Annotated in this window: 19 protein-coding genes; 8 read left to right on the forward strand and 11 right to left on the reverse strand. The window is 65.0% G+C overall.

Annotated elements, in window-relative coordinates:
• Nucleotides 1-9: 9 nt before the first annotated feature.
• The gene (gene ruvA, locus llg_RS10080; RefSeq protein ID WP_338289754.1) at nt 10-606 is read right to left on the reverse strand and encodes a Holliday junction branch migration protein RuvA; all 597 of its coding nucleotides are present in this window, start codon (nt 604-606) and stop codon (nt 10-12) included.
• A gap of 300 nt (nt 607-906) precedes the next feature.
• Between ruvA and llg_RS10085 the strand changes: the two genes are divergently transcribed.
• From llg_RS10085 to llg_RS10095, 3 genes are all read left to right on the forward strand, one after another.
• On the forward strand, nt 907-1,212 hold the full coding sequence (locus llg_RS10085; RefSeq protein ID WP_211631289.1) for a hypothetical protein: 306 nt from the start codon (nt 907-909) through the stop codon (nt 1,210-1,212).
• Nucleotides 1,213-1,318: 106 nt separating this feature from the next.
• The gene (locus llg_RS10090; protein WP_338289755.1) at nt 1,319-1,690 is read left to right on the forward strand and encodes an NADH-quinone oxidoreductase subunit A; all 372 of its coding nucleotides are present in this window, start codon (nt 1,319-1,321) and stop codon (nt 1,688-1,690) included.
• A gap of 7 nt (nt 1,691-1,697) precedes the next feature.
• Complete coding sequence (locus tag llg_RS10095; protein WP_338289756.1) at nt 1,698-2,015, forward strand: Dabb family protein; 318 nt, start codon at nt 1,698-1,700, stop codon at nt 2,013-2,015.
• A gap of 356 nt (nt 2,016-2,371) precedes the next feature.
• Here llg_RS10095 and llg_RS10100 read toward each other — a convergent pair whose 3' ends face one another.
• A complete protein-coding gene (locus llg_RS10100; RefSeq protein WP_338289757.1) occupies nt 2,372-4,792 on the reverse strand; it encodes a DUF87 domain-containing protein in 2,421 nt (806 codons plus the stop codon).
• Nucleotides 4,793-4,956: 164 nt separating this feature from the next.
• Between llg_RS10100 and llg_RS10105 the strand changes: the two genes are divergently transcribed.
• On the forward strand, nt 4,957-5,265 hold the full coding sequence (locus tag llg_RS10105; protein ID WP_338289759.1) for a hypothetical protein: 309 nt from the start codon (nt 4,957-4,959) through the stop codon (nt 5,263-5,265).
• Nucleotides 5,266-5,318: 53 nt separating this feature from the next.
• Complete coding sequence (gene alr, locus llg_RS10110) at nt 5,319-6,467, forward strand: alanine racemase (protein WP_338289760.1); 1,149 nt, start codon at nt 5,319-5,321, stop codon at nt 6,465-6,467.
• A gap of 105 nt (nt 6,468-6,572) precedes the next feature.
• On the opposite strand, the gene llg_RS10115 is transcribed toward alr, so the two are convergent.
• The 7 genes from llg_RS10115 to llg_RS10145 all read right to left on the reverse strand — a co-directional run bounded on the left by llg_RS10115 (nt 6,573) and on the right by llg_RS10145 (nt 11,731).
• Complete coding sequence (locus llg_RS10115) at nt 6,573-7,067, reverse strand: RNA-binding protein (protein ID WP_338289761.1); 495 nt, start codon at nt 7,065-7,067, stop codon at nt 6,573-6,575.
• Between the two features lie 147 nt (nt 7,068-7,214).
• A complete protein-coding gene (gene hisF / locus llg_RS10120) occupies nt 7,215-7,994 on the reverse strand; it encodes an imidazole glycerol phosphate synthase subunit HisF (protein ID WP_338289762.1) in 780 nt (259 codons plus the stop codon).
• A 115-nt stretch (nt 7,995-8,109) separates the two neighbouring features.
• On the reverse strand, nt 8,110-8,382 hold the full coding sequence (locus tag llg_RS10125; RefSeq protein ID WP_338289763.1) for a type B 50S ribosomal protein L31: 273 nt from the start codon (nt 8,380-8,382) through the stop codon (nt 8,110-8,112).
• Nucleotides 8,383-8,492: 110 nt separating this feature from the next.
• Entirely contained in the window at nt 8,493-8,903 is a 411-nt protein-coding gene (locus llg_RS10130) for a hypothetical protein (protein WP_338289765.1), read from the reverse strand.
• Nucleotides 8,904-9,156: 253 nt separating this feature from the next.
• Nucleotides 9,157-9,540, reverse strand: a complete 384-nt coding sequence (locus llg_RS10135; protein WP_338289766.1) for a hypothetical protein — start codon at nt 9,538-9,540, stop codon at nt 9,157-9,159.
• An 88-nt stretch (nt 9,541-9,628) separates the two neighbouring features.
• Nucleotides 9,629-10,543: a hypothetical protein gene (locus tag llg_RS10140; protein ID WP_338289767.1), complete on the reverse strand. Its 915-nt coding sequence runs from the start codon at nt 10,541-10,543 to the stop codon at nt 9,629-9,631.
• A 216-nt stretch (nt 10,544-10,759) separates the two neighbouring features.
• On the reverse strand, nt 10,760-11,731 hold the full coding sequence (locus llg_RS10145) for a KpsF/GutQ family sugar-phosphate isomerase (protein WP_338289768.1): 972 nt from the start codon (nt 11,729-11,731) through the stop codon (nt 10,760-10,762).
• 83 nt (nt 11,732-11,814) lie between these two features.
• Between llg_RS10145 and llg_RS10150 the strand changes: the two genes are divergently transcribed.
• Together llg_RS10150 and llg_RS10155 are read left to right on the forward strand one after the other, a co-directional pair.
• A complete protein-coding gene (locus tag llg_RS10150) occupies nt 11,815-12,807 on the forward strand; it encodes a hypothetical protein (protein WP_338289769.1) in 993 nt (330 codons plus the stop codon).
• A 9-nt stretch (nt 12,808-12,816) separates the two neighbouring features.
• Nucleotides 12,817-13,416 (forward strand): hypothetical protein, encoded by a 600-nt coding sequence (locus llg_RS10155; RefSeq protein ID WP_338289770.1) that lies wholly within the window; start codon nt 12,817-12,819, stop codon nt 13,414-13,416.
• A gap of 3 nt (nt 13,417-13,419) precedes the next feature.
• On the opposite strand, the gene llg_RS10160 is transcribed toward llg_RS10155, so the two are convergent.
• Together llg_RS10160 and llg_RS10165 are read right to left on the reverse strand one after the other, a co-directional pair.
• On the reverse strand, nt 13,420-13,980 hold the full coding sequence (locus tag llg_RS10160) for a chlorite dismutase family protein (protein WP_338289771.1): 561 nt from the start codon (nt 13,978-13,980) through the stop codon (nt 13,420-13,422).
• A 45-nt stretch (nt 13,981-14,025) separates the two neighbouring features.
• A complete protein-coding gene (locus tag llg_RS10165) occupies nt 14,026-16,056 on the reverse strand; it encodes a polysaccharide lyase family 8 super-sandwich domain-containing protein (protein WP_338289773.1) in 2,031 nt (676 codons plus the stop codon).
• 153 nt (nt 16,057-16,209) lie between these two features.
• On the opposite strand from llg_RS10165, the gene llg_RS10170 reads away from it, so the two are divergent.
• Nucleotides 16,210-17,013 carry a hypothetical protein gene (locus llg_RS10170; RefSeq protein ID WP_338289774.1) on the forward strand — a complete coding sequence of 268 codons (804 nt, stop codon included), beginning with the start codon at nt 16,210-16,212 and terminating at the stop codon, nt 17,011-17,013.
• Nucleotides 17,014-17,207: the final 194 nt, after the last annotated feature.

The following is a 17,207-nucleotide window of genomic DNA, read 5'->3' on the forward strand; positions in this document are numbered from 1 at the left end:
AATCTCGGCTCAGCCTTGGAGGTGGCGCAGCGCGCCGCGGACGAGGGCCTCGGTGGCGGCACCGGGCTCGGCATCCAGCACCTTGCGGACCGCCTTGCGGGCATCCACCTGCTTGTAGCCCAGCGCGATGAGCGCCAGCTCGGCATCGGCCGCGCCCGCGCTCATCTGGCCGGCGGCGGCGTCTTGCCAAGTATCGACCACACCGACCTTGTCCTTGAGTTCCAGCACAATACGCTCGGCGGTCTTCTTGCCGACGCCCTTCACCCGGGACAGGGCGGTGACGTCGTTCTGCACCACGGCGGTCTTGAAAGCCGGGACCGGCATGCCGCTGAGGACGGCCATCGCGATCGCCGGGCCGATGCCGCTGACGCGGTCGATCAGCAGCAGGAACACGTCGCGCTCCTCCTCCGAGGAGAAGCCGTAGAGCGTGTGGGCGGTTTCGCGGATGTGAAGGTGGGTGCGGAGATCCACCGGCAGTCCTTCCGCGGCATGCAGACGGTCGAAGGTGGAAAGCGGCACATGCACCTCGTATCCCACCCCCTGCACATCCACCACCAGCCGGTTCGGATAGGCTTCCAGCACTGTTCCGCGAAGTCGCGCGATCACGAGGTCACCTTGGCGAGGGGTCTCTAACCGTCAATTCCCTTCTCGCGATTTGCACGGGATGAAGTATTTTATGACCGGTCCGGACCCGCCCAAACCCACCTTGACTCCGGCGCGAACTTTTCACCCAAACCCACAATCCAAAGGCTTGCAGCAGATTATGGAGATGGCTCCTGCGTAAAAACCGCCCCCATTACAATCCAGGTTGAAATTTAAGTCTTGTAAATTATTTTAAATAACACTGGATCGGAGTTCATTTTTGGGGTCGCTTTTGTGACAGAGGGGTGGTATTATCGCGCCGTTATGGCAACCACCACGAAACGAACTCGATTCTCGCGCCGTCTCCCTGACCATGTCACAGACGAGCTCGTGAACGTACTTTCTGAGAGCAAGGTGTTTGGTTTCAACGACCTCTTCGAACGGGTCTTCGAGAATCTGAAAGTTCGGAACGCGGTCAGCGGCGGCGAGGAAATGCTCCGTTTGCGCGCGTATGAAAAGCTGCAAAACCTGGTGACGCGCGGTCTCGTCGAGAAGATCGGTAAGGAATACAAGGGCACTGCCCGCGTGCGCGAAGCGTCCAGCGAATATGCTGCAGCCCAGGAGGACTGAAGCCGCTTGCCATTCCCTGTTTTTTAAAACCCGCATCGGTCTCCGGTGCGGGTTTTTTTTCTATCCATCCGGCACAGCGGCCGACAATATCCGGACACTCACCGTCATGCTGCAGGACTACCTTCCGATCTTCTTCCAGATCCTCATCGCGCTCGGCTTCGCGGCGGTCACGCTGACCCTCAGCGTGGTGCTCGGTCGCTCCGCGAAACGCAATGCGACGAAGGACAGCGCCTACGAGTGCGGCATGTTGCCGGTGGGTGACGGTGCGCCACGGTTCTCGGTGAAGTTCTACCTCGTGGCGATGCTGTTCGTGATCTTCGATATCGAGGTGGTTTTCATGTATCCTTGGGCGGTCCAATTCCGGGACCTGGTCGCGAACAGCCCGACGGCGCTGGTGAGCATGGCGGGATTCGCCGGTGTGCTGGCCTTCGCCTACGTCTACGCGCTGAAGAAGGGTGCTCTGAACTGGAAGTCCTGAACCACCGATGATCCTCCACGTCGTTTTTTCCCAACTGAAGCCCGAAGTCGATGACGCCAAGGTGGAGGACATGGTGCGTACCACGCGCAGCCTGCTCCTGAAAATCCCCGAGGTGCTGAGCGTGAAGTCCGGCCGCAATGTGGACGAGGCCTCCGAGTGGCAGTTCTTCTACGACGTCGAGACCGAGTCGCGGGAGAAGCTGAAGATCACGCTGGAGGATCCGTTCTACCTCAAGTTCATGGAAGCGGTGATCAAGCCGAACACCGTGAACCAGTTCGCGATGGACTTCGAGCTCGATCCTTCGAAGGACCTGCGGTACTCGTGACGGTCCGGACGTGACCTTGATGCGCATCCCGCGCTGGTCTGCCGCTTACCTTCCGACGCCATCGCTCTGGGCGTCGCCGAAGGTGTCGTCGCCGAGGTTCCTCAACCACCGGCTACTGGGGCTATCATCCCTTCGGGATAGCAGATCGAGGTGTCGTATAAAGGTCAGGGTGCTGACCATGCGAGCGTGCGGCATCGCTGTGAGAAGGTGGCCGGACCACCGGAGTGATCCGGCCACCTTAGCTCTGTTCATTGCATCATATTACCCGGGAAGTCCGCGGCCGAAGATCGACCATCGGCATGCTACGGATTTTCCACGGGATGCGGTAGTGGGCAAAACTGCCTACACCCCGCCGGTTACCAGGCGCGGTCGCCGCGTTCGTCGTAGGGCAGCCAGAGCAGGGCGATGGCCTGGACCTTGATGTCGGTCTTGCCGGGTTTGAGCGACTTGGTTTCCAGCGCCAGCCCCTCCGGAGTGAAGCTCTGGTCGAGGGCGGCGATCTGGTCGGTGATGGACTGGTTGATCGCGTCGATCTCGGACTGGATGCCTTCGACCTTGGTCTCGGCATTGGTCACATCCTGGTGCTGCTTGTAGGCACCGGTGGCCTTGCCGAAGGCGGAGGTGCCGGTGCGGGTCAGGCCGCTGATGCCGCTCTTCCGTCCGAGCACGGCCCCGAGGATACCGCCGAGCACGGACACCCCGGCTTGCATGACGGCGGACTGGGACTCGGCCTTCTGCTTTGCGAGCTGGCCTTCGGCGGTGGTCTTCTTGCTCTCCAGCGAGGCGATCTTCTTCGCGGCATCCTGGCGGATCTTTTCCACGGCGGCATCGCGGGCCTCACGGCCTTCGTGGGCGAGGCGCTGGCGGAAGTCGGCTTCGGCCTCGCCGGGTTTCGAAATGCCCTCGGGCGACCCGCAGGTGAAGATGTCGAGGCGTTCGTTGCGGTAGAGTTCGTCGGCGAAGTCCTTCTCGACCTGCTTGTAGTTCGCCGCGTTCATCGCGTAGCCGGGTAGCGGCGCGAAGCCGATGCCGGGCGCGGGATCGCCGCCGAGGTTTTCCGGCTTCAAGGGCGGCGGCAGCGGGGTGGGCGAGGGGCCCTTGTCGGTGAGTTCATTGAGCCGCCGCACCGAGCGGGCGAAGTCGCCTTCCTTGGTGGTGAAATGGACCGCGCCGACCTTGAGCAGGTTGGGGCGGTAAACCATACCGTCCTCGTCGCGGGATGCGGGCGCGAATTTCTCGTCCACACCGACGCCGACCGCGGGGCGGCTGCCCGCGGCATCGGCGGCCGGGCGGGGCGCGGCCATCGGATTGTCCGATACGGTTTCGGCGGCCCCGCCGGCGGCGAACTCACCGCGTTTCGGATCCATCAGCGTCTTGATCTGCGCCCGGGTCAGCGGGCCGGTGAGGTAGCTCATCGCCCAGCGGACCTGGAGCAGCACGGGGTGGTCCTCGTGGACGTTGTTCATCAGGAACACGCGGTTGCCGAGGGACGAGAGGAGCTTCTCCATCTCGTCGCGGTCGAACTTCGCGTTCTGCGAGCCCGCGGCTCCTTCCAGTCCATCGAGCACGCGGAGCTTGTCGCGCTCCGTTTGCAGGCGGCCGAGGAACCAGGTGCCGATGTTGGAGAGCGCCTTGTAGTCGAGGTCGACCGGGTTCTGGGTGGCGAGCAGGCAGCCCAGACCGAAGGCGCGGCCTTGCTTGAGCAGGGTCATCAGCGGCTTCTTCGACGGCGGGTTTGCGGTCGGCGGCAGGTAGCCGTAGATCTCATCCATGTAGAGCAGCGCGCGCAGCGAGGTGGTGCCGTTCTGGGTGCGCATCCAGGCGAGCGTCTGGTTGAGCAGCAGGCTGACGAAGAACATGCGCTCGGCATCGCCGAGGTGGGCGATGGAGAAGATCGAGAGGCGCGGCTTGCCGCTGTCCGTGCGAAGCATCTGCCCGATGTCGAGCGGCGGGCCCTCGAGCCACGAGGCGAAGCCGGGCGAGGCGACGAGGTTGTTGAATTTCAACGCGAGCGCCTGGCGGGTCTTCTGCGGATAGAACGATTCGAGGTCGATCACGCCGACCTTGTCGAAGCCGGGTTTCTGGACCAGCGCGATGAGGCCCTCGAGGGTGACATTGCGGCCGTTCTTCCACTCGTTCTGGAAAATGGCGGCGAGGAGCACGGCTTCCGGGCTCTGGATCGGATCGGCATCGATGCCGACCAGCGAGAGCAGCGAGAGCACGGTGCTCTCCACGCGTTCACCGTAGATCTCGGAGTCTTCGAGCACTTCCTCGGACGGGGCCTCCAGCGAGGCGAGGATGGAAACGGGGATGCCGGCCTTGCTGCCGGGGGTGAAGAGGGTGATGTCGACCTTGTCGCGGAGCTGCTGGATGCGCTCCGGAGTCTGGCCCCAGTCGGCGAGGCCCTTCCTCCACATCTCCGCGGTCTGGGCGGCGAACTCATCCGGAGTCACGCCCTTCTTCGCGGCGTCGTCCTCGTTGATCCACGGGCGGAAATCCTCCGGCGCGAGGTTCGGGAACGTCAGCAGGAGGTTGGAGATGTCGCCCTTCGGATCGATGATGATGGCGGGGATGTTGTCCATCGCGGCCTCCTCGATGGCGGCGAGACAAAGGCCGGTCTTGCCGGAGCCGGTCATGCCGAGGACCACGCCGTGGGTGACGAGATCCTTCGAATCGTAGAGGACGAGGTCGTCCGTGGCTTTCTTGCTGGTCTGGTCGTATTCGCGACCGAGGTAGAACTGTCCGAGTTTCTCGTAGTCCGCGGAAGAGATGCTCATGCGGTTTCACTGTGGTGGCTGGAGCCCGATTCTTCCAGTGTGAAGAAGGGGAATGTGGATACTCCTGTGGCTTGTCGGAGCGGTTCTCCCGGTTAGATTGGGCCGCGATGGCGATTGGGAAATACAGGTTGGCCCGGATGATCCGAGGCAGATGCTTCTTCGCCTTGGTCCGGCTTTCCATCGAGCCCGCTGGGAGAAACACGATTTCTTTCGCGCGATGTGTGGCGCCGGGCGGGAAGCCGGATCCCGAACCCTATTATGCGGCCGCGGTGACTTTTGGAATCCGGAACGCGTTGAGAAAAGTGAATGGCCGCCATCAAGTCGACGTGTTGGAAATCATGACCACCTATGCGGATTCGACTGACGCCGCCGTTGCGTTCGCGGCCAGCCAAGCGGTGTTCGAGGCATTGGAGCTTCCCGGCGACGCGATGATCCTGGATGTGGAGAGTGTGGAGATCCGCATTCCGATGTAGAACCGGCGGCACCTGCACAGCGTGGTGGAAATCCGGCCTGAACAGTGGTGCCCATGCTTGCCCGCGGCGGGGCGCTCATTACGGTGGCGGGCGTGAGTGTTTCCGTTCCTGCTTCGCCGCCCCGTGCGTGGGCGGAGGTCGATTTGTCCGCCCTCCGGCACAATCTCGGCGTGGCCCGCGAGGCCTGTGGCTGCCACCTGATGCCGGTGGTGAAGGCGGGTGCCTACGGTCACGGCTTGGAAGAAGTGGCGCGGGCCCTGGAAGCGGAGGGGATCGAGTTTTTTGGCGTCGCCAATGTCGGTGAGGCGCGGCGCATCCGCCATGCGGGCGTGAAGACGCGGGTTTATCTGCTGGGTGCGACCTGGGCCGAGGAGCGTGCGGAGATCGTGGCGCAGGATTGGACGCCGTGTTTGTCCTCGATGGAGGAGGCCCTACATTTCAACGAGCTGGCCGCGGACGCGGGCGTGCGGCTGAAGGTGCACATCTCGGTGGACACCGGCATGGGCCGCGGCGGCTTCGTGGCGGCGGGTCTGCCCGCGTTGCTGCCGGAGCTCGACACACTGGAGCACCTGGTCATCGAGGGGCTGGGATCGCATCTGCCATCGGCGGACGAGGACCGGGAGTTCACGTTGAAACAGTTCGCCGTGTTCGAAGGCGTGCTCGGGGAATTGGGCGGCGTGGAGCGTTTCCACTGGCGCCATCTTTCCAGCAGCGCGGGGCTGCTCGGCTACGACAACCACGCGTGCAACCTGGTGCGGCCGGGACTGCTGCTCTACGGAGTCTCACCCCTGCCGGAATTCCAGGACCGCTTGAAGACGGTGATGTCCCTGAAATCCCGCATCACGCTGGTGCGGACATTGCCCGCGGGCCACGGGGTTTCCTACGGCCGCGATTACATCACCGACCGGCCGACTCGGGTCGCCACGATCGGGATCGGCTACGGCGACGGCTACACGCGCCATCTCTCCAATCGCGGCACCGAGGTGTGGATCCACGGCCAGCGTTGTCCGCTGCTCGGGCGTGTGTCGATGGACCAAATCATGGTCGATGTGAGCGCCGTGCCGGAGGCGGCGGAGGGAGATGAGGTCGAGTTGTTCGGGGCTTACATCCCCGTCGCCGAAATCGCGAAAAAGGCGGGCACCATCCCGTGGGAGATCTTCACCGGCATCACGCCGCGGGTGACGCGGGTGTATCGGGGCTGAGGTGACACCCTTCTTTCTGCTGTCCTTGTGGGACAAAACAAAACACCCGGCCTCTTGCGAAGCCGGGTGCCTTGGGAAAATGTTTGATAGGATCAGGCGTGGGGATTAGTCCCAGCCGCCGCCGCCACCCTTGTAGCCGCCGCCGCCACCGCCACGGCGATCGCCGTAACCGCCGCCGCCGCCGCCCTTGTAGCCGCCGCCACCACCGCCACGGCGTTCGCCGTAACCGCCGCCGCCGCCGCCACCCTTGTAGCCACCGCCGCCGCCGCCACCTTTGTAGCCGCCGCCGCCACCACCTTTGTAGCCACCGCCGCCACCGCCCTTGTAGCCACCGCCGCCACCACCGAAGCCCTTGTTTTCCTTGGGCTCGGAAGCATTCACGCGGAGGGCACGGCCCTGGAGGTCATAGCCGTTCAGGGCCTCGACAGCTGCTTCGATCTGGCTCTGATCGCCGAGGGTCACGAATGCGAAACCCTTCGAGCGACCGGTTTCACGGTCGGTGATGATTTTGACCCGATCAACCGGGCCGTACGAGGCGAAGAGACCAGTGATGTCTTCTTCCGTCGCGGTGTAGGGCAGGTTGCCCACGTAGATGTCCATTTGCTTCAATTCTCAGATTACGCCATCACGCTGAACACTTCCTGAGACCATGGCGTGGGAGACCAGACGAAGCGCGTCCCTACCAGGCAAGCCCGGAGGACCGCACATGCATAAGCGTGGATGTGTTCGGCTGGCAAGTAATTATTTTCAAGCGCTTGCGTGCCGGAAGGGTGGACGGACCGGGATCCCTCGTTCGGCGAAATGACGCTTCGCCTCTCCCACCGTGTGTTTGCCGAAGTGGAAGATGCTGGCGGCGAGGACGGCGTCCGCCTTGCCTTTTTCGAGAACGTCCACCATGTGATCGAGATTTCCCGCGCCACCGCTGGCGATCACGGGGATGCCCACGGCTTCGGAAACGGCGGCGGTGAGGCCGAGGTCGTAGCCGGCCTGGGTGCCATCGGCGTCCATGCTGGTGAGCAGGATTTCACCGGCGCCGCGGCGCCAGACTTCCTTCGCCCACTCCACGGCATCGAGACCTACGGGCGTGCGGCCACCGTGGGTGTAGACGCCCCATTTGCCCGGGCCCTCGCTCTTCGCATCGATCGCGACCACGATGCACTGGCTGCCGAAGGCCTTGGCTCCGGCGTCCACCAGGCCGGGATTGGTCACGGCGGAGGTGTTCACGCCGACCTTGTCGGCTCCGGCCATCAGCATCTCGTGCATGTTCTCCACGCTGCGGATGCCGCCGCCCACGGTGAGCGGGATGAAGCAATGCTGCGCGGTGCGGCGGACGACATCGACCATGGTGCCGCGGTTGTCGGAGGAGGCGGTGATGTCGAGGAAGACGAGCTCGTCGGCCTGTTGGGCGTTGTAGGCCATGGCCGCTTCCACGGGATCGCCGGCATCGATGAGGTCGACGAAGTTGACGCCCTTGACCACACGGCCATCGGTCACGTCGAGACAGGGGATGATGCGTTTCGCGAGCACGCGGGGAGCAAAGCGCCGATGAGGCCCGCCGCCAAGCAAAACGCCCGGCCGCAGGCTGCGGACGGGCGTTTCGTGGAAAACCTTGCTGTTACCGGACGAGGTCCGGCGGAGGTCATCAGGCGCCGAGTTTCGGCTTGCCGACGCGGCGGACGGCACCGAAGCGCTTGGTGAACTTGTCGATGCGGCCTTCGGTGTCCACGAACTGCTTCTGACCCGTGAAGAACGGGTGGGAGTCCGAGGTGATACCCATGGAGATCACGCTGTGTTCGACACCGTCGATGACTTCCTTCTTCTCGGAGGTCTTGGTGGAGCGGGTGACGAAACGCGCGCCGGTCGTCATGTCGACGAACACGACCGGGTTGTACTTGGGATGGAGATCCTTTTTCATGGCGGAGAGGTCCACCACGTTTCCGACGCGGCGGGGCGGGGAGAATGCCGGAAAAGGTCGGCCTGTCAAGGGGGGAGGTTGGGAAGAGTGCGGAAGGTCCAGGTTCGCGCTCACTTCGCCTTGAAGAGTCCGGCCGGGGCGGGCTGCTTTTTCGGGTCGTTCTTCGGGTGGTACATGTCAATGTAGAGCTGAAGTTTCCGGCCGGTGCTGGTCTGGAGGTCGTAGAGGTCGAGGATGTGTCCGTCCTTGCCAGCGCCGACACTGCCGGAGCGGGAATAGGCCACCGGTTTGCCCGCTTCGTCGCGGAGGGTGTCGAGATATTCGCGCTCGGCGGCCGGGCCGCCGTATTCGTCCTTCGAGCCGGTCTGGACCGGATTGTCCTTGGAAAAGCCGTAGGTGGCATCGGCCGAGGTGAGTTTCGGATTCACGCCTGCGGGTGGCTTGGCGGGAGCGGGGGCCGCGGGTTCGGCGAACGCGACACCGAGGGAGCAGGCGATGCAGACAAGGATGGGGATTTTCATGGCAAGCCGGCAGCCTGCCAGATCCGCGGGCGGGAATCCATGGGGAATCGACCGTGGCGGCGGAGCCATCCCCTGAAAAACAAGCGCCGGACACCCGGCATCGGCGTGAACCGATACCCGATGCCCGGCGGCCTGGAAAAAGCGGTCAGGGTTTAAAACCGGGGGTGACGGGGATCGCGGGGGCGGTCAGGGAGGCCGGGCCATCCCCGTCATCTGCGGTTTCGGTGCCGTTTTTCCAGTGGTCGGGTGCCCTTTAGAGGCGGAGGGACCAGAGTCCGGCGGTGTCCCGTTCCTGCCAGGGCAGGCGGCGGGAGATCGGATCCTGGAGGGTTCGGCGGACCTTGCGGCCGCCGGCGAACACGAACGAATCGGCTTCGATCGTGATGACTTCAAGGCCCTGGTAGTAGGTGTCCTTGAGGGTGGTCACGGCTTCCTCGCCGAACGCTTGGGCGAGGTGGCCGCGGAGTAGTCCGGCTTCCTTTTTCCCGAGGAACAGGAAGGCCGGGGTTTCGCCGTGGTTGGACTTGGAGCGGATCAATCGTGCGATCGCCTCCGAGTCCCAGACGGTTCCCATCCGGGCTTCGGTCGGAACCAAAGCCTGGTCGGGGATCGGGGTGTATGGGGTCTTGGCACTCATGTTAGCGGTCAACGACCGCGACCCTACTACACCGCTCCCCGGGGGCATCTTTCGCCGAGTGACAATTCCGTTGACTTGACAGTCAAAATCAGATTATGCGGCCGGTCTTGACCCAGGACCACAGGGCCTCGCTCCAGACGGCGGCATGGCGCACCCATTCGTGGGCGAATGCCTTGGCGCTCGGCCACGGGTGATCCGCGGCCAGGCAGAGCAGGGCCACCAGCACCAGCAGGTTCGCCAGATAGATGATGACCAGCGAGAGGAAGGTGCCGTTTTCCTTCAGGTCCGGCTGGTCCCGCGGGATCATCCAAAGCGTCCACGCGAAGTGGAAGGTCCAGGTGGCACCGGTGGCGGCGAAGAGGATCTTGTCCGCGTAGGGCGGCAGGCCGGTGGTGTGCCGGAAGAGCAGGTAGATCGCGACCACCACCGCCGACCAGAAGGGCACGAAGTAGGGCGAGAGCGCGATGATGATGTTCGTCTTGTTCGTCGTGATGTAGCCGCCTTCCAGGCTGACGTGGAAGCCGGTCACCTTGCCGCGGCAGAGGTAGACGAAGATTGCGTGGGTGAGCTCGTGGCCGAGCACGTAGAGGTAGAGGAAAACCGATTGCAACAGGCCGGAGAGGAACCAGCCCGCCATCAGCAGGGCCCCGGTGGCGAAGTACCAGAAGGCGGAGGTTTGCCAGAAACCGCGATCGAGCGCGGCGTGGGAGAACTGCGAGAAGAAGGTCCAGGTGGTGACCCAGCCAATGGGTAGCAGCGCGAGCCCGGCCAGCCAGCGCATCATCCGGTGGCCCAGCGAGACATCGAAGTCGTCATCCGCCACCGGGGCGGTGGCGGCGATCGCGGCTTGGATCGATTTTTCGCCGCGGCGGCCGAGGCGGCGGTTCGCCTGGTCATGGGCGCGCTGGTTGGCGGTGCGCATCATCTCCCCGAACGTCGGGCGGTCCCGGCGACGGTTCTTCGCCAGTTTGTCGGAGAGCTTGAGTGGACGCGACCGGGCCATGCGGAAGTGTGGCCTTGATAGTCTGGCGGTCTTAAGGAATCAAGATCGGATTCCGGGAAATGGTGGTTTTTTGAACAGCTAAGTAGCGTAGGCATTCCTGCCTGCGGGCGGAGAGACTCCGCCCTCAAGCAAGGGTTCGAACTGGAGCCCTGAGAGGGTTTGTGAATCCACCCGGGAACGGGCCGCGCCCATTCACAAACAGGAATGTTTGTGCTCCTAAACGATCTTCAGCCGGGCGAGGTCCTGGCTGTCGATCAGGCCCACCGGGCGGCCTTGGGGGTCGAGGACCACCACGTCGTCGACGCGGTTGTGGCCGATGGTTTTGACGGCCTCGGCGGCGAGGGACTCGGCCTGCACGCTGATCGGGCGGCGGGTCATGAAGTCGGCCACCGGGCGGTCCGCGATGTGGGCGTCCTGCTGGAAGCAGCGGGCGAAGTCGCCGTGGGTGAAAATGCCGGCCAGGGAGCCGTTTTCCGCGAGGATCAAGCAGGCGCCGGAGCGGGCGGCGGACATGGCCAGCAGGGCCTCGCGGACGGTTGAGATTTCCGGCACGGTGGCCAGTTCCGTGCCGCTGCGCATGATGTCGGCGACCTTGGTGAGCAGGGCGCGACCGAGCGAGCCGCCGGGATGGAAACGGGCGAAGTCCTCCTCGGTGAAGCCACGGGCCTCCAGCAGCACCATGGCGAGGGCGTCGCCCATCACCAGCATGGCGGTGGAGGAGGAGGTGGGGGCGAGATTCAGCGGGCAGGCCTCGCGTTCCACGGAGGTGTCCAGCGTGACATCGCTGAACTCGGAAAGGGTGGAGGAGGGCTTGCCGGTGAGGGCGATCAGGCGAACGTCGAAGCGCTTGATGAAGGGCAGCAGGTCGAGCAGCTCGCGGGTTTCGCCGGAGTAGGAGAGGGCGATCACGGCGTCGCCGTCGGAAAGCAGGCCGAGATCGCCGTGGAGGGCGTTCTGGGAATTGAGGACCACGGCGGTGGCGCCGGTGGAGTTCAGGGTGGCGGCGATCTTGTGGCCGATGTTGCCGGATTTGCCGACGCCGATGACGACGATTTTCCCGCGCTGGTCGAGGGTTTCCTTGAGCAGGGACACGGCGCGGGAAAAGCCCTCGTCGAGCCGGCTGGCCAGCCGCTCGAGCGAGTCGGTTTCGATCCGGATGACCCGGCGGGCTTTTTCAATCGCGTCCATGTGGCCGGGAGCATGAACGGCCGGCGGCGATCGTCCAACATCGAACATTGCGGGGTGTCGCAATTGACCTCCACACTGGCCGCGTGAACGAGGAGGAACTCCAACGGCTGCGCGTGGGCTCGAAGCAGGAGATGCAGCAGGGGATCGCGCTGCTGGGGCAGGGGGAATGGCGGGCGGCGCTCGGCCATTTCGACCGCGCGGTGGCGTTGCGGGAATCGTTCCCGTGGCGGGAGGACGGAGAATCGGCGTGGTTGCTGGCGGCGGCGTGGATCAACCGCAGCGACGCGCTCCGGCAGCTCGGCGACGAGCGTTTGCTGCCGGAGGCGATCCGTTCGCTGGACCGGGGCATCGAGGCGATGGGCCACGTCCCCCTGGACGGCGATCCGATGTTCGCGGAACGGCTGATCCTTGCCTGGATCAACCGCGCCACGGCCTGCGGCGATGCGGGCCGGACGGAGGAGTCGCTGGCCGGTTTCGCCGAGGCGGAGAACGTTTTGGAAACACATGGCCGTGACGTCACGCCGACCCGCCGCTTCTTGGCGGCGATGGCGACGATCAACCGGGCGCGGGTGCTGCTCGATGCGGGCCGGGTGGAGGACGGCTGGCGGGAGGCCGCCGCCGGAGTGGCGGCGCTGCGCCCGCAGGAGCCGGGGGATGGCCTGATCGCGCAGACAGGTATCCGGGCGCGGGCGGTGCTGTGCCGGGCGCTGGCCCTGCTGGCGGAGACGCCGGAGGGTACGGCCTCGGCGGGCGACTGGATCGCCACCGCCACGGATGCGGCGGAGGAGGCACTGGCGATCGTGAAGCGTAGCGGCCTGCATGATCCGGCGGTGCCGGACCTGGTGCGCTATGGCGCTCGGATTTACCGGGTGTGCCAGCCGCAGTTCCTGGCGGAGTTCATCCACGAGTGGGTGGGGGCCGAGGGGCCGCTGGCCGGGGACCCGGGGCTGCGGGAGGAAATGCAGGGCGTGATCCTGCTGGCGCGGGCCGAGGCCGAGACCCGCCTGCGGACCGCTCCCCACGACGACGAGGTGGCACAACGCGAGCTTCGCATTCTCCGGACACTGGAACTATAATCGCCCCCGATGAAGAGCCGCTTTTTGATGTGGTGTATTTCCGCCGGTGCGGATGGCGAGTCCGCGGGCTTGCTGTGGCTCGATCTGGGCAGCCGCTACTGCGAGCCGCACCGCCACTACCATACGCTCGACCACATCGGAGCCTCGTTGGCGCATCTGGACGGGGTGGGGGTGAATCCTATCGTGGAGGGCGCGATCTGGTTCCACGACGCGATCTACGATCCGACCCGTGACGACAACGAGTTACGGAGCGCGGAGTATTTTCTGGAGGTGACCAAGGACTGGATCGATCCCGCCCGGGCGGAGAACATCCAGCGGTTGATCCTGGCGACGGATTTCCGGACGGAGTCCGGGGACGACCCGGACGTGCACCTGATGCTGGACATCGATCTGGCGGTGCTTTCGGCTCCGGCGACGGACTACGATGGATACCGTGACGCGATCCGGCGGGAATACGGGCACGTGCCGGACGAGGACTTCCGAAAGGGCCGCGCGGCGGTGGTGCGGCGCTTCCTGGAGAAACCGATCTACCGCACCGCAGCCTACCAGCTCCGCGAGACGGTGGCTCGGGAAAACATCCTGCGCGAGCTGGCGATTCTGGGGGGATAGGCTCTAACCGGCGGCGCGCACGAGGCGGATGTCGACTTCCCGCTCGACGTATTGCCACTCCGCGGTGGTGCGGAGGGTGGCGACGAGGTCCTCGAAGGCGCTGGCGTTTTCCGGGGCGTATTCGAACCACGTCAGGAAATCGAACGGTTCGCCGAGGTCGCGCGAGTGATGGAGGCGGCGGGCGATGGCGGGGAGATAGCGCAGGCCGGTGGCGGTGTGGGCTGAGCGGTCTTCGAAAATCTCGCGCCGTTCTTCCTGGGTGAGGGCCCACCAGGCGGCGTTTTTCCGAATCGGGATCAGCGCGGCGAGCGTGGCCTCCGGGCGGCCGAGCGTGGGCTGGATGGCGGCAAGGGACGCTTGCTCGGAGCGGGTGACGTAGCGCTGGTGGCTGGTCACGCCGCGCAGCACCCAGGTGGAATCCGCGGGAGGGGACAGCAGGTTGGCGTTCCGGATGTCGAGGTGGGTCGGCGTTTCCAAGGTGTCGCCGAGATAGGGGCTGACGCGGGTCACGCGCCAGGGCCCCGCAGGGCCGCCGCTGAAGCTGTAAAAGCGGGATTCATCCATCGCGCGGCGGACTGAGCAGGCGGCGTTCCAGTTGCCGTGGATGACCTACTTCACCACCACGGCGGTGCCCGCCCGGCCTCCCGAGGGCAGGTCCACGGTGCGGGCCGCACTGCCGAGGGTGACTTGCAGCGAGGTGAGTTTCTGGGTCGGATCGGCCACGCGTAGCTCGCGTTTCGCGGTATCGAGGAGGGCCACGCAGGGCTGGCCGACGGTCACCGGCGCGCCGGACGGGGTCTTGAAGGTGCCCGCTTTCCAGAAGGCCAGACCGGTGAGGTCCGGGGTGATCTGGACGGCCTGGAGGTCGTCGGAGTTCGCCAGCAGCTTCATCCGCGGGGCCTCGCCCGCCGGGGAGAGGGCGTAGGCGTAGCGGGCGTTTTTCGGCTGGGAACCGTGGTCGAGCGTGAGGAGGAAGAGCGGCTTGGTGACATCGGCCTTCGGCGTGCCCGGGTTCCGGAAAACGCGGCTCCAGTTTCCGGTGGCGGGTCTGGAGGCGAGGGTGAGCGGGGCTTTTTCCAACAGGCTGTAGCGGAAGCCGCCGTGCTCGATCCATTCGAGGCCGGAGAGGGTGCCGGACACGGGCGTGGTGGGGCGGCCGTCCTGTTGGCCGTGGGGTGGTCCTTGGAGAAGGGATTGCTCGAGGGTGGTGACGACGTTCTCCTTGCCGTTGCCGGTGATGGCGGCCCCGAGGCAGACCACCGTGGTGTCGTTGAAAAACCACGCTTTGCGGGCGCTGGCACCATCGCGGGCATAGTCCATCACGGCGAGGCCTTGGCCGCCGTTCGAGAGGCCGCCGATGAAATCGCGCGGCACCGCCGAATGGCCGAGACGCGGGAGATCGTTCTGAGCGCAGGTGGTGCCGGGAAGTTTCCGCCAGTCCCAGACCGGGAAGATGTCCCGGTATTCGCCGCCACCGCGGTAGAGCAGCAGCATGCCATCGCCGAGGTGGTAGCCGGAGAGGTTCTCGTCGTTGACGATTTCCGCGCCGATCACGCGGTTCGATGACATTTTCAAGGTGGCGCACCAGTCGGCATTGCGCTGCACCATGCCATCGGAGCGCCAGAAGAAGCGGTTGCCAGTGAGGTCGTTGGGCGCGCCGGGTTGGTTGCGTTTCGCGGCGGCCTGATAGGCGGGAGCGCTGTCCCGGTCGAACTCGGCCGCGCACCCGAGGGCGCTGGTGATGGTGGACGCCTTGCTCTCCGGCGCGCCGGGGCGGAACTGGCGGCCGCAGGCGCCGATGTCCATTACGCCGCGCCAGCAGATCCATGCCTCGCCATCGAGGAGGAAGTGCCGGTAGGCCTCCAGTTTCGTGGCCGGAAGGGCCCACGGCGTGCGGGTGAGCATGATCGCCCAGCGGCCGATCTCCACGGCGAAGGCCAAACCGTAGTTGCCAAACTGCTGCTGCGGCCCGTGCTGGTGGAAGCTGTGGTCCGGCTGGATGCCTTCCTTTTCGGTGACCTGCACCTCGTTCCAGATCACTCCGGAGGCCTCGCCCACCACCGCCTCATCGCGCTTGAGCAGGCCGAACATGAGGGTATTTCCCGCCAGCCACTGGCGGTTCTGGCCGGTCATGGCGATCTTCGAGCGCGGCATCAGCACCTCGGTGAGGAACCGCTTTTCCTCCGGCAGCAGGTCCTTGCCGAGCAGCAGACCGCAGGTGGCGAGCTCCTTCGGGATGCCGATGTTGTTGTACCACCAGTTCGGGCACTGGAGGTCGGCTTTGATCCAGAAGGCGAAGGCGCGGTGGACCGCGGCGAGGGTTTCGGCGCGGTTGCCTTCATTTTTGGCCACCGATCCGACCATCGCCCGCAACCGCCCCACGTGCTCGGCGGGTTGCCAGGCGGACCGGGCCTTGCCACCGTAGTCGATGTCCGGCCAGGAGCCATCCGGTTTCAAGCTGCGGATGGAGCGGTCCACCTTGGCGTCCGCGGGGCGGCCCTCGTTGGTGTCCTGCATCCCGGCTGCCGCCTTGCCCAATTGGAAATTCCGGAATTGGGCGATGGCGCGGTCCAGATCCGCTTCTGCGGCAGGGCAGACGGACGCGACGCAAATCCACAACAACGACAACCAACGGAGCATGCGTGATCCATAACGTAGGGCGGCATCGGATTTTTGCAGGCAATTTTTCAGGAGTGGCGGCGGGAATGGCCCGCCTTTCTAACAGCGGAAGTGGAAACCGCGGTGGATTTGCCAATCGCCGCGGGGCGTCGATCCGGTCATGGTGTTTCCGAGATGAAATCCTCCATTCTCCTTTCCGCCCTCCTCGTCACCGCCGCCACCGCCGCCGAGCCGACGGTCAAGCTCGCCGGTCTCCAACTCGTCTGGGACGAGGGCGGCCAGTTCGGCATGTTCAAGACCCTGAACAGCGAGAAGGGCGCCACCGCGGTGCTGATCATCAGCTCCGACAAGCAGATGGTCGGCGTGAACACCGACAAGATGGCGGTGAAGTTCGGCGGAGCCACCGCCCAATCGCGGTTCTTCAACGCCGACAACTCGTTCACCAAGGATCACAAGTCCCTGCGCCTCGAGTTGAAAGCCACCGGGGCTTGGCAGGCCGCGGCGGACGGCACGGTGAAAATCACCGGCGAGATTCCGGTCGTTTATGCCACCGGCAAGGACGAGACCAAGAGCGAGGTCCTGGTGCCGAAGGAGGGCGCAGCGATCGCATTCCCCGCGGACAAGGCCGCCCAGTTGCCGACCCTGAAGGTGAAGTCCGCGGAGGTCCAGTCCGCTGGCTCCGGTTCGAGCGGTGCCTTCTTCGGCGGCGACAAGCATGCCTATGAGCTCACCCTGACCACCAACCGCAAGCTCGATGAGTTCGCGGGCATCCGGTTCCTCACCAAGGACGGCCAGCCGATCGAGGCGCGCCAGACGATGAGCTCCTGGATGGGCGGATTCGGTTCGGGCTCGGGCAGCATCACGTGGTCGTTCAAGGTGGTGCCGACCGAACTGGTCGTAGTGGTGGAAAGCTGGACCGGCCGCGAGGAGGGCAAGATCAAGGTCGACGTTTCCGCCGGAGCGGGCGGTCAGAAATAACGGTCGGCGGGTTGCCTGATCTTTATGAGTGTCAACGGGGAGGTTCTGGATCCCGAAGGGATCGCAGCTTCAGTAGCCGGTGGTTGAGGAGCCTCGGCGACGACACCACCGGACAGCCCGGATCAGGAATCGCACCCCGAAGCGGGTGCCAGCCACGTGCCCTGGCTCCGAGGGTGGAATGGGAGATGGAATTC

This window comes from Luteolibacter sp. LG18, from assembly GCF_036322585.1.
GTDB lineage: Bacteria > Verrucomicrobiota > Verrucomicrobiia > Verrucomicrobiales > Akkermansiaceae > Luteolibacter.